This is a genomic window from Corynebacterium sp. S5S1, from assembly GCF_001913985.1.
GTDB lineage: Bacteria > Actinomycetota > Actinomycetes > Mycobacteriales > Mycobacteriaceae > Corynebacterium > Corynebacterium marquesiae.
This window is the reverse complement of sequence record NZ_MKXT01000044.1, coordinates 1-11,111: the sequence shown is the minus strand read 5'-3', so window position 1 is coordinate 11,111 and position 11,111 is coordinate 1. Positions and strand designations below refer to the sequence as shown.

Genomic DNA, 11,111 nt, shown 5'->3' with positions numbered 1-11,111 from the left:
ACGGTCCGGGCCGACGCACCCCTCGGCCCGGTACCAACTACCCGGAACACGACAGTACCGAGTCCCCAGAACACCGGTACCAAAAACTCGCATCTGACAGTCAGGGCACGATGTTTGCTTATGGGCACCCCAATCCGGACGCGGTGATCGTCAACCGGGTCTTCGAGACGGCCTGAGAACGCCGGCACGCAGCGGCCATCAGGAAATGAGAAACTGGGTCGTCTCGGCTCTCCGCCCAACTTTGCAACAGCACCGCTACACTGACCCAAGCAGCATAGCTAACCCCCGACGTGTCTACTTTCCGGGGGCCAGGCCCCGACAAACTGGAAACCGCTAGTAAGAAACGCGCAAAAGCTGCGAGGAGTGTCCGGCTGACTATCGCGGGTGTTTATTCAAGCAGAAGCGGAGATAGGTGGGTGGCTGACTATTCAGAGCGAGATGAAAGAGTTTGGAGTATTGAGGCAGACTATTAATCACGCGTCAAAGGCAGCGGGGATCTCCCCTAGGGGACGCAGGCGAAAGCCGGACTAAACGTATCAGAACGTTATTCGAGGAGCTTGCTGTAGTGCGGGCGAGCTTTCATCACATGGATTAATAGTTCGTCCCCATCGGAGGCAACAACAACGACGGTTTCCAGCAGTCGAGCATGGGTATCAAAACCGAGGCGGAGTTCCCTCCACTGGCCAGGGTTATCGTCAAGAGGCTCTATCCACAGCGGATAGGAAGCTGCATGGATTCCATCGGCTTCTGCGATACCGTGCTTAGTGGCAGATTTGGCTGCTTTCATGCCGCCGTGAGCGTGCTGATTGCTTGGCGAACAAGCTCAGATCGGGTGAGATTCTTTTTCGTAGCTAGGCGATCTAGAGCGCTAAGTTCATCGACAGTGAGGCGTACAGCAACGACCTGAGCAGGCTCCGCCCCGCGACCGGGGCGTCCGCGTCCGCGCTTTTTCAACACTTCTGGATCGTAGCCTTCTTCCGCTTCGGAAACCCACGTGTCGAGTTGATCTTGAGTGATGTTCACAGGCATGAAAATATCGTATAACGAAAATTGTTTACTGTCGATACATTCCGTATTAACACTCGGCGGAAGTCAAACTCCCACAGGAGTGACGTAAGGGGCGATCCCGGAGTAGGGGGTCATACCATAAGCAATATACGGTTCTCCTTCCGTTAGGCAGTTAGGTAACCTCTCACTTGAAGAAGACTGGTCAGTGAGGGTTTCTTATAGGCTTTGGGAGTTTTGGCGGTATTTGTTTATCGATGTGCTGTTTCATTTCCGAACCTAAACTTCTGTTAATGGGGAATACTGCCAGCTACACGGATGTGTGTGGCCTGACAGTTTCGTTGAATTCGTCGTAGACTGAGCAGGCCTCATACGTCTCATCAATACCTAATTAAGTAGGAGCAAAATGAGTTCTTATAAAGACATCACGACTTTCTCCACTCCCATGCTCGTCAAGTCTCTGGATACGTTGGAGATTTCTGCGGGAGAGGACAACGGCAAGTGGGGCTCCCAATTTCCGCAAGGTGTTGCCATCTTCGTTCCCGACGGCGAGTATTTTACTGTTCGCATTGAGTCTTTTGGAACAATCCCGTCGGACAAGAAGCTGGTGGTAATGAACGCTATTAATGCGACGAATGACAACCTGGCTTTCGGCAAAGTGGTTCCTAATCTCATCGAGGGACGCCGGACGATTGTCTTCCGCAATCACTTCAACTTCACCCAAGGTGTTTCCCAATTCCAGCTGGATACGCTCATCGACGCCAGCTTGCATGTCGGGTTCAACGCGCTGGGAAAGATTGAAGAACTTTTTGAAGGAACGGAGTAAGACCATGGGACTGTTTGGAAAGAAGAAGCCAGCGTTGCGTGAAGCATCCGTCGCGTCTATTGGGGAGGCACTTTCAACTCAGGGGCTTGACTGCTCGCAACTGTCGACTGGTGGGTTGCTGACTCAGGTCAATGGGGTTCCTATCTACATCGTTGATCAAGACACGAATATTGGTATTGGTGGGATGATCCAGGCGCGTCAGTCCGAAGCAGCGGATCTTAATTGGATTAGCGACTTTAATAATCGTGCGCTGTGGCCGGTTGTCTTCCGTGCAGACCAGCAGACTGCGAGTGTTATCCACGCTGAGCATCGAATCATTAAGTACCTTGAGTACTCCGAAGCACAGTTGCGTGACGAAGCTCTGCTTGGAGCCCAGCTTGTTGCGGAAACCTTGCTGCGCTATAGCGAAGAGCATCCGCAGTAGATCGCTAGCTAATAAGACTTTCGACATCAGCAAACAAGTGCGATGAGTTTTTGAAGACCGGATGCGGCGATTAATCCGTTGCGTATAGTTCTAGGTTTGGGGCTGCTGCGGAAGTCGCGGGGCGTGACTTCCTTGCCCGTGTGATTGTCACGTCCTGCTGCTCGTTTGCGCGTGAGCGCTTTTTGTTACGCATACTGATACGCGAATGCGCCGGCGAATTGCCTGATACAAACGCCCTGCTATCTGCTCACAAGTGTTCACGCCCCTGACCACGACCTATGGTCGCTGGCGTGCCCAGATTCATGGTACAAGGGTTTAGTAATAAGCAATATACGGTTCCTCTGCCGCCAGGCAGTTAGATAGAACCTCACGTGAAGGAAACCTTTCCTTAATTACCGAGCTTTGACACCAGCAGGGGACCTCCGGTAGCCCGTATCGTTACAGGAAATGTTGAAGTACTGGGGATTTTCCTTTATTGAACGCCTTCCAGCCGCTCTTTGAGGCTGGTAGCTAAGCCTAGAAGCTCATCTAGGCTATCTGCGGGTCGCCGTTGGCGACAGATTTCGTTGCGCCGCGCGCACGGACTTAGCGAGTATGCCGACATCGCGGGCCAGTGGGGAAGTAGCTGGCAGTTCTGCCAGTATTGCTTGCAGATGTTTGGCTGCGCTGTTGGCGGCGTCTAGCGCGTACTCGTAGTCTCCATCTTCGCCGTGGGCCTTGATGAATAGGGCGCACAGGTACTCCTGGGTTTCATGAACAATGTCAGCCACCGCTTCATCCACCTAAGTGCATCGTTGACGTGCAATGTGTACACTGCCCAGACTGAATGTGCAGTGTAAATGTTTAGTTTAGGGTTATATATACCCCTTATATAGGTTATTTTGACCACCTTTCGCGAGACGTGAAAATCGAGTCTGTACATGTGCCTATCTGGCGTTTTAGCGAATTATTTAGTTTTAGAGAAAGTTTCTAAACACATATCTATGGACTGTGTACAACCGTAGCGATACCCTAACTCCGGCTGCCAATTATCTGGTGTTCAGCTGTTTTTAAATGCGGTGGTGTGAAAGGGCTACGGATGAAATTCGCTAAGAAGTTGACTGCAACTATTGCGGTATGTGCAAGTGTTACTTTTGCTGGTGCTGGTGTTTCAAGTGCCAAGGTTTTTCACGGTCATTGGATTGGTGGTCGTATTGAAGAGGCGTATCACCGGCTTGGTGGATGGAAGACTTTTGGTGACGCTACAACTGATGAGCGTGTAGCTAAAAATAATGGTCGGTTCCAGGTGTTCGCTAAGGATGCCTCCATTTACTGGCATGCTGGTGTTGATAATGGAATTGCTCACCAGGTAGGTGGGCGTATTCGCAATAAGTGGGGAGATCTTGGCTGGGAAGGCGCAGCCTTGGGATATCCCATTACAGATGAGTTGAAGACCCCTGATGGTAAGGGGCGGTTTAACCATTTCCAGGGCGGGTCTATCTACTGGTCGCCAGAGACTGATGCTCATCAAGTGTGGGGAGGCATTCGCGATAAATGGGCTCAGCAAGGCTGGGAGACCGGTGAGCTAGGGTACCCAACCACTGATGAGTTGCTTACCCCGGAAAAGACTGGGCGCTACAACCATTTTCAAGGCGGATCTATCTACTGGTCACAAGCTAGCGGGGTCCATAGTATTTCTGGCCCCATTCGGGATTTTTGGGGAAGTCAGGGCTGGGAGCGTAGCTCTTTGAAGTTTCCCACATCGGAAAAATACGCGGCAGGTGGAGGCATAAAGCAGGATTTCCAGGGCGGATCTATTCAGTATTTTAAGCCTACTGGCAAGGCCCTAAAGGCTTATGACAATCAGAATATTTCGAGTTACCGTCAGATTTATCCATTGTTTAACACCACCGACTTCAAGCGGTGGCATGCAGCCGGGGTCTATCGTGAAGTTATCCAAAACATGGATAAATACTTTCCCCTCTCCGGGTGTCCTGACGAAATTACTGAAGGCTCCGTATGCACTTTTACAGGTGTGGGCGGAGCTAAAAGCAAAGTAACCGTAGAGCGTATCTCTGATGAGGGATTCTCACTGGTTACTGCTAGCGATCATCCTGAAGGCGGCGGCAGAACACTAAACATCCGATTCGATGAAGTAACTTCCCCCAATGCAGATGATGACAATGTTGTCTTCGACAACGACAGCGTAGAAAATTCCTACACCGGCTCTGACAAAACATGGGTTCGCCTCGTAGTCGAATCCTTTGGTCCGACACAGACCTCAAAGGTTCAAGGTCCTTTTAGCTCCGATCACATTGGTTCACAGGTATGGAGCAAGTTTGCCGGAACTGTGCGTTCAACAATTAATTCCTCTTCGACGACGTATATCCCGTTGTCGAAGTAACCACGGTGTTCAACTACGTACCTAAAAGCAAGGAGCCTATTGTGAATTCTTTTGTCCAACGCTTATCTATCGGAGTACTTACCTGCATAGTTTCTGCTGGTCTTGCTACCTCTCCCGCAGTAGCAGAAACGCCTGTGAACATCACAGCAGGCGACGGTGGCCTCGTTCAAAAAGACTGTGCTACTGGGGCGGAGTATGTGCGTATTGATTCTTCGGAGCTGGAAAATTCTAAAGCGTGCTTTTTCCTTACAAAGCCCACAGGCTGGGTGGCCGTAGACATTACGGGATCGTATGGAGTTGTCAATCGCTTAAAAGTACCGGTTTCAGTGGCCTTTAAATTGCCTGATGGTGATGTGTACTGGCAGCGAGTAGTGGAACCAGGAAAAATCCAAAGCATCGACGTTGGCAATAATCGTTCTACCGTCGTTGAAATGCAGGTCACCCCGGTAGCGACCTCAACCGGTGCTAGCACTGGCGACCTTAGCGTGGATACCGCCAACCCACACGTGATCAGTATGCGTTCTGCTGGCCGATATGCCGGCGGAAAAATACTGCGATTGTCTTGGGCCGGAGTAGAGCTATCAAGCATAGATAGAAACTCAGGCTTTAATGATCGCCTCGACGCGTCTTTTAAAGTAGTCCCAGCCCGCGATGGTTCTCAGTGCCTGTCCTTGGAAGCAGCTGCATATCCAGGCGTCTTCTTGACCATGCACTCTAACGGATCAGTAGCTGTTCAAAGCAACCCGAACGCCAAAGGTGCAACGTGGTGTCCTGCAAGTGTGGCAGAAACCCCCACAGGAACTCGCCTTGCTTCGGCACTAAATCAAAATCGTGTTCTCACAGCACGTGGGACGCAAAAGGTTGCGACCACCACTTCTCGCACGAGTGAATCGGTGTGGTTTATCGACCAGGGCCTTGCCCTACCCGGGAAGTAAACGCAAAACATGTAATAAAAGGGCCGCCACTGTGTATGCCTTTTCAGGCTGCTTTCGCCGTAACGCGTAGCGCCCAATTAACCCATACCTTATAGATAAGAAAGTCCGCACATGCGCTACAAGCATCATCACCCTGCGAAAACAGTGACACATTGCGCTCGAAAAATCATGTCCGCTATCACCGCTGCTGCAGTAGGGCTTAGCCTTTCGTCAGCGCATGCGCTTGCCCAAGCAGATCAACGCGACCTGGGCGCTGAGATTGCTGATGAACAGCAAGCGAGAAACTATGCCATTGAAATGGTGAGCACCAACTTCCCTGCCTCGCAGGCAGCTGCTGAAGAAGTACTTCGGGGCGGGCAAGAAGAATTATCTGCTTATGCGAAATCAGGCATGGATGAGGCCCGCACTCAAGACCTTCGCCAAATAGTGGTGACAATCTCTTCACTATCTGAAGAAAACGTTCAAAACGCAGCCAAACAGGCACTCGATGCAGGTGATATCGACAGTCTCAGCGACTTTATCGATACTGGGTGGCAAACAGCCCAAACCGAAGATGATCGTGCCACCGCGTGGAAAGCTACCCAAGCACCAGAAGGAAGTGTTCTTAAAGCAGCAGCCGAAAAGGCACTATCTACAGACACTGAAGAAGCCCTAAGCGAGTTTGCAGCTACAGGTGCAGATAAAGCTCGCTGGGATGATAAACGACGCGAAGTCTACGAACTTTCCCGATCCCCACTTCCATCAGTTGCTGCAGGCGCTTCTGAAGCACTGATGACAGATACAGATACAGCAATTGAGTCGTATCTTCGCTATGGGCAGTTTGTTGATGCGGCCCAAGACTCAGAGAAGATGAGTATTACCGAACTGGTCGATACCGCTATCGAAGAGTCCGATAAAGCCCAGCGTGCTGCAAGCTTCGCTGCAACAAACGCTGACCAAGCCAGACGGGCAACAGAGGCATCTCGACAGGCTACTCAAAAGGCAAAAGATGAGGCACTAGCCGCCGATGCAGCACAAGTAAGGGCAGGCAATGCCGCAGCGTCGGCAGGAAAGCTTGCTAATCAGTCTGCCCAAGTAGCCGATAACGCAGTGGCTGCAGCAGCAGAAGCACGACAAGCCTTAGCCCAAACTGCCGATGCTCTAGCTCGTGCAGCCTCTGCTGCTTCTCGGGCACGTATTGCAGCCCAAGAAGCAGCATCCCGTGCTTCTGCGGCAGGCTATGACGCTTCCATGGCATCTCAAGCGCGCCAAGCAGCCGAACAAGCTCGTGATGCTGCACGGGCTGCTGACAAAGCCGCGCAATCTTTTGTCCACGCAGACGCTGCTGCCGGCTTTGCCCGCACCGCCAGTGGTGCCGCAGCCAGCGCTGCAAACAATGCTGATGCGGCAGCAGCCGCTGCGTCCGAAGCAGCAGCCGCTGCAGGAGCTGGTGACCAAGCCGCTGCAGAAGCACGAGCAGGTGCCGCGCGAGCACGCGCAGCAGCCTCTCGAGCACGAGCAGCCTCTAACGAAGTCGACGGAATTGTCAACCAGATTACCGAACTAGTACGAAAAGCCCGTACAGCAGCTCGACAAGCCGCCGATCACGCAAATAAAAGCGCCCAAGCCGCAGAAGACGCAGCACGAGAAGCCGGCAATGCTTCTGCCGCCGCACAACGAGCCGGTGCTAATGCTCAATCAGCCCAAGAAGCAGCCTTAAAATCTATCGAGGCCATCAACCTTGCCAATGACATCGCTAAACTTTCTCAAGAAGTTGCCACCCAGCGCCAAGAACAAGAAGCCCAATACCTCAAAGACCAAGCAATTCAAGCAAATGAAGATGAGGCCCGTGACGATAAATATAAAAGCGATCAACTAGATAGGCGTAAGAAATTTGAAGCAACGCTAAGGAAGTTGGGGGCGTATTCTGAGCTTGAAGAGTCGGCAGATGGCTCTGGGGCGAGCCTTTCTGAGCCAAGCGATATCAGTGAGCTTCGCGATGCAACGATTGCTGCAGCGATAGTCGGCGGTCCATCCGTATCCGAAGCAGCGAAATTAGCTCTATCAAGCGGAAAAGATCAAGATCTTCGGCAGTTTGCTACAAACGGGTATTCTGCCGCGTTAATAGATGATGAGCGAAACCAACTCAGAACGTGGTGGGCAACCGACCCGAACGAGGAGGTTCGCAATGGAGCCGAGGAATGGGTAAATGCAGATGGTGCAGTCGTTCATTGGTTTGCAACCGACGAAGTGAAACGGCTTCGCACCCCTATTCTGCTTGAAAAGGCCTGGGGCCTCAAAGAAAACGCCGGAAAAGCAGTTCAGCAAGCTGCAGACGCAGCTATTTCCGAGGGAACATATGATGCTCTTGATGATTTTGTCAACGGGACCGGCTATTCCAAAGCTCTCCATGAAGATCAACTCCAACAAGCCTACGAATTGGAAAGAACAGGCGGACCGGAACTAAAAGCTGCTGCGGAAGCTGCAATTCTAGGAGACCGAGAAGGGCTCAATGAGTTCATCACCATCGAAGCAGCTCGAAAAAGCGCAAATGATGCCGAAAAGAACACCCATGACCAACAGGTCAACGCGCTGTTAGAGAAAGGATTCTTTGCAGCTCACCGAGCAGCAGAGGAAGCCGCTAAGGCACAGCAGTCCTACTTTTCCGCCTATGGTGATGCTCGGAAAGCCGCATCATTTGCACAGGAAGCTACGAAATGGTCTGGTCGTGCCCAGCAATCAGCGCAACGAGCACATATGTCTTTGGCATCGGCTCAAGAATCACTGAATTTTGCAAAAGAACAGCAACAACGTGCACATACAGCCGCAAACCAAGCTGAACAAGCCGCAAACCAAGCGTCTGCGAATTCTGATCAAGCACAAAGCTTTGCTTTAGATGCCCACTTATCGGCTAATCAAGCACGATCCTCTGCAGAACAAGCAAGAGGATCGGCTGCAGCGGCTGGTAAAGATGCTGCAGCCGCTGCGCAGGCTGCAAATTCTGCATACCAAGCAGCAACTGAAAAATGGCAAAACGAACAAGTAGAGCTTCAGGCCGCTTACGAAGCTGGAAAAATTCAAGACGGCGTAAACACAAGTTCACCCGGAGTTCTCGAAAGCATAAAGGAAGCGATTGGAAAAGAAGCATTAAATCTTCTTCTTGATTTCATTGGGGTTACCGATGTTATTAACTGCTTCCATGGTGAGATTTCTGGTTGCCTATGGACAGCGGTAAGCCTGCTCCCAGCTTCGAAACTTCTAAAAGCAGGCAAAGCAATACCTGTCCTGCGTAGACTCTTAAGCAAAACTGGCGAAATCCGCCATTTGCTCAGCGCACGACGCGCCGAACGTTCAACCAAGCTTAAAGAACTTCACAACATCCCATCCTGCGGACTCGTTTCCCTCAGCTCATCTACCTCCCCCAAAAATCGAGTCCAGTTTGCGCTAAATAGTACGAGCTTCCTTGAGCGCCTGCGTTTTGAAGAAATTGCAAGCACAAAATGCACTGTTGGTTCAATATCGGGAAGGATCTATCGAGGAGGAAACTACTATCAACTTATGACACGTGCTTGGACCAACCCGCTCCAAGCATTCAGAGTCCAGCGGCACCACATCATTTCCTCTTCCGCGATCAAAAAAGAGAAGGGGTCACTTCCAAAAGGAATGAATCGTAACAATGCTCCCGCAATTCAAATGGACCCAGCAGATCATAAGAAGACTTTGTCCTGGGGAAGCAAGCCTGCAGCAAAGAAATACCAAGAAGAGCAGGCCCAATTAATTCGAGAAGGGAAAATTGATGAAGCATTTCAGCGTGAATATGAAGACATAAAAAGTACTTTTCATGGAAAATATGATCAGGCGCTAGACGAAATGATTGACGACGCTCTAGCCCGCGGTTTCCTAAGTAAAGACTTCCGTATCGGAAACAGCCGAGCGGCAGACAATCTAACAATGAAGCCAAACTACGCCACACTTGTGGCCTAGACTGCAAAGAATAGAGCCCTCGTCTAAGTTGAATCTTCCAAAAGGCAGGGTCCAAAAGATAAACATCTTGCGTCAAGGAGTTGTAGAAATGAAGTTCAATTTTGAGGTCCCTGAACCGTTGCAGCTGTCTGTACCTGTTTCATATTACGAAAATCTTCTGTCTGATTACCGAACCCGAGACATCTCATTTCTCAAAATGGACACTACGGGTCAGTTTTTTGGCAAATGTGAGATAGGGGGAATCGACTATGACGTTGATGGCTATGAGAGCGACGGATTGATTACCTCAGTAGAAATCTTGGACGCGCGGGAGACAGATAGCTTCCTTGATATCCCACTGTCATTGTCGAGTCGAAAGTTTGTAAAAGCCCTAAAAGATGTGGGGATCGAATTTGAACACGACCGTGACGGTATAACCATTCCCCACGACAATGGGACAATCGCATTGTCGTACCAATTCGGCAAAGTTGTGGCTATTTGCTGGGAATAACCAGCCAATTTCAATCACACGAGTGCGCAGTCTGACTTACGCGACAGCCTAACCGAAGACCTTGGCGTACTTAACAACCGACGAAGAAGGAAGTGCATTGAGTAAATGAATATTGAAGGTACCTGTCCCTTGCCCGTACAACCCGGAATGACGGTGAACCAGGCCACTAAAGCATGCTATGACTCGGAATTAGGTGCGGATACGTATGAGGAACAATTTGAAGGCTGGGTTGATATCGAAACACTAGAACCTGGTGATCCTGGCCGCAAGATTGTGTGCTGCGTGGAGGACGGTAAGTGCGTCACCGTTGAAATGAAGTACATGGAGGCGTCAATCACGGATACTTTCTATGGTGTTGACCTTAATCGTCGCCCCGCCGAGACCGCGCAGGAGAGCACTGAACGAGTCGCACAAGAGCTACAACGCCAAGGAATCCGTGCTGAGATAAATGATTTCCTCATCTTATTGCCTGACCACCTAGTCGCAGTCGAAGTCGACGAAGGCGTTGCGTGGTTTGATCCTGGATATTGGAGTCTTGAGGATTTTCTTGAAACGTCGTTCCTTGCCTAGAGAAAAGTAATTCTTAGACGTTAGCGAACGCGCCGGCGACAGCATGCTTTAACGGAAAACATTTAGGATAAGCCCCAACTTTGGCGAAAGTTCTAGTTTCCCGCTTTGTACTGCGGTATATGGCTAAGGTCGTTGCGCTCGTATTGCGAGCAAGGATCTGAACCTTGTTAGGTAGCCCCCGAACATCTAGCCCTGTAGGGCTGGAAGGAAATATAAGCTACACCGCCTGGGACAGCCGCTGGAACATCGACAAGCTCTACGCTCTCGATGAGCTGTGCTTTTGACTCAAAGAAACCGGCTTCATACAACCCGAGTCTTAGAAGGGAACCCGCAGAAAATCCCCGTTGGTCTAGGTCGAAACTGCGCGCTGTTTGAGTCCGTAAGAACCCTCGGGGCTTCGACAAGATTTGATACAAGGGCACTGTTGCAAAGTTAGCGATGAGGCAGCCTTTTGTCTTATTCAAAGGCCTTACATTTCAAAAACTCTGCTTACCAGGCGCATTTCGCCCAGGGGA

Annotated in this window: 10 protein-coding genes and 1 pseudogene; 8 read left to right on the top strand and 3 right to left on the bottom strand. The window is 50.7% G+C overall.

The window, feature by feature from the left end:
* Positions 1-101: 101 nt before the first annotated feature.
* Positions 102-176 (top strand): annotated as a pseudogene (locus BKN05_RS11135) (IS6 family transposase); the annotation flags it as partial.
* A gap of 368 nt (positions 177-544) precedes the next feature.
* Here BKN05_RS11135 and BKN05_RS11130 read toward each other — a convergent pair.
* Both BKN05_RS11130 and BKN05_RS11125 read right to left on the bottom strand, forming a co-directional pair.
* The gene (locus BKN05_RS11130; RefSeq protein WP_046202909.1) at positions 545-787 is read right to left on the bottom strand and encodes a hypothetical protein; all 243 of its coding nucleotides are present in this window, start codon (positions 785-787) and stop codon (positions 545-547) included.
* Positions 784-1,029 (bottom strand): ribbon-helix-helix domain-containing protein, encoded by a 246-nt coding sequence (locus tag BKN05_RS11125; protein WP_046202910.1) that lies wholly within the window; start codon positions 1,027-1,029, stop codon positions 784-786. Before BKN05_RS11125 ends, BKN05_RS11130 begins: the two co-directional genes overlap by 4 nt.
* A 382-nt stretch (positions 1,030-1,411) precedes the next feature.
* Between BKN05_RS11125 and BKN05_RS11120 the strand changes: the two genes are divergently transcribed.
* Together BKN05_RS11120 and BKN05_RS11115 are read left to right on the top strand one after the other, a co-directional pair.
* Complete coding sequence (locus BKN05_RS11120; RefSeq protein WP_286688668.1) at positions 1,412-1,831, top strand: type III secretion system chaperone family protein; 420 nt, start codon at positions 1,412-1,414, stop codon at positions 1,829-1,831.
* 4 nt (positions 1,832-1,835) lie between these two features.
* Entirely contained in the window at positions 1,836-2,255 is a 420-nt protein-coding gene (locus BKN05_RS11115; RefSeq protein WP_049377188.1) for a hypothetical protein, read from the top strand.
* A 533-nt stretch (positions 2,256-2,788) separates the two neighbouring features.
* Here the strand turns inward: BKN05_RS11115 and BKN05_RS11110 are convergent.
* A complete protein-coding gene (locus BKN05_RS11110; RefSeq protein WP_239661048.1) occupies positions 2,789-3,025 on the bottom strand; it encodes a hypothetical protein in 237 nt (78 codons plus the stop codon).
* A gap of 308 nt (positions 3,026-3,333) precedes the next feature.
* On the opposite strand from BKN05_RS11110, the gene BKN05_RS11105 reads away from it, so the two are divergent.
* From BKN05_RS11105 to BKN05_RS11085, 5 genes are all read left to right on the top strand, one after another.
* Positions 3,334-4,638 (top strand): LGFP repeat-containing protein, encoded by a 1,305-nt coding sequence (locus tag BKN05_RS11105; protein WP_049377189.1) that lies wholly within the window; start codon positions 3,334-3,336, stop codon positions 4,636-4,638.
* A gap of 41 nt (positions 4,639-4,679) precedes the next feature.
* The gene (locus BKN05_RS11100) at positions 4,680-5,573 is read left to right on the top strand and encodes an AbfB domain-containing protein (protein WP_080970364.1); all 894 of its coding nucleotides are present in this window, start codon (positions 4,680-4,682) and stop codon (positions 5,571-5,573) included.
* Positions 5,574-5,684: 111 nt separating this feature from the next.
* Positions 5,685-9,536 carry a coiled-coil domain-containing protein gene (locus tag BKN05_RS11095; RefSeq protein ID WP_049377190.1) on the top strand — a complete coding sequence of 1,284 codons (3,852 nt, stop codon included), beginning with the start codon at positions 5,685-5,687 and terminating at the stop codon, positions 9,534-9,536.
* 88 nt (positions 9,537-9,624) lie between these two features.
* Entirely contained in the window at positions 9,625-10,026 is a 402-nt protein-coding gene (locus BKN05_RS11090) for a hypothetical protein (protein WP_049377191.1), read from the top strand.
* 105 nt (positions 10,027-10,131) lie between these two features.
* Entirely contained in the window at positions 10,132-10,596 is a 465-nt protein-coding gene (locus BKN05_RS11085) for a hypothetical protein (protein ID WP_049377192.1), read from the top strand.
* The last annotated feature ends 515 nt before the right edge of the window (positions 10,597-11,111 follow it).

Bases quoted from the DNA above. Each gene is read 5' to 3' on its own strand.
- BKN05_RS11130 (WP_046202909.1), bottom strand. From the start codon at position 787: ATGAAAGCAGCCAAATCTGCCACTAAGCACGGTATCGCAGAAGCCGAT.
- BKN05_RS11125 (WP_046202910.1), bottom strand. From the start codon at position 1,029: ATGCCTGTGAACATCACTCAAGATCAACTCGACACGTGGGTTTCCGAA.
- BKN05_RS11120 (WP_286688668.1), top strand. From the start codon at position 1,412: ATGAGTTCTTATAAAGACATCACGACTTTCTCCACTCCCATGCTCGTC.
- BKN05_RS11115 (WP_049377188.1), top strand. From the start codon at position 1,836: ATGGGACTGTTTGGAAAGAAGAAGCCAGCGTTGCGTGAAGCATCCGTC.
- BKN05_RS11105 (WP_049377189.1), top strand. From the start codon at position 3,334: ATGAAATTCGCTAAGAAGTTGACTGCAACTATTGCGGTATGTGCAAGT.
- BKN05_RS11095 (WP_049377190.1), top strand. From the start codon at position 5,685: ATGCGCTACAAGCATCATCACCCTGCGAAAACAGTGACACATTGCGCT.
- BKN05_RS11090 (WP_049377191.1), top strand. From the start codon at position 9,625: ATGAAGTTCAATTTTGAGGTCCCTGAACCGTTGCAGCTGTCTGTACCT.
- BKN05_RS11085 (WP_049377192.1), top strand. From the start codon at position 10,132: ATGAATATTGAAGGTACCTGTCCCTTGCCCGTACAACCCGGAATGACG.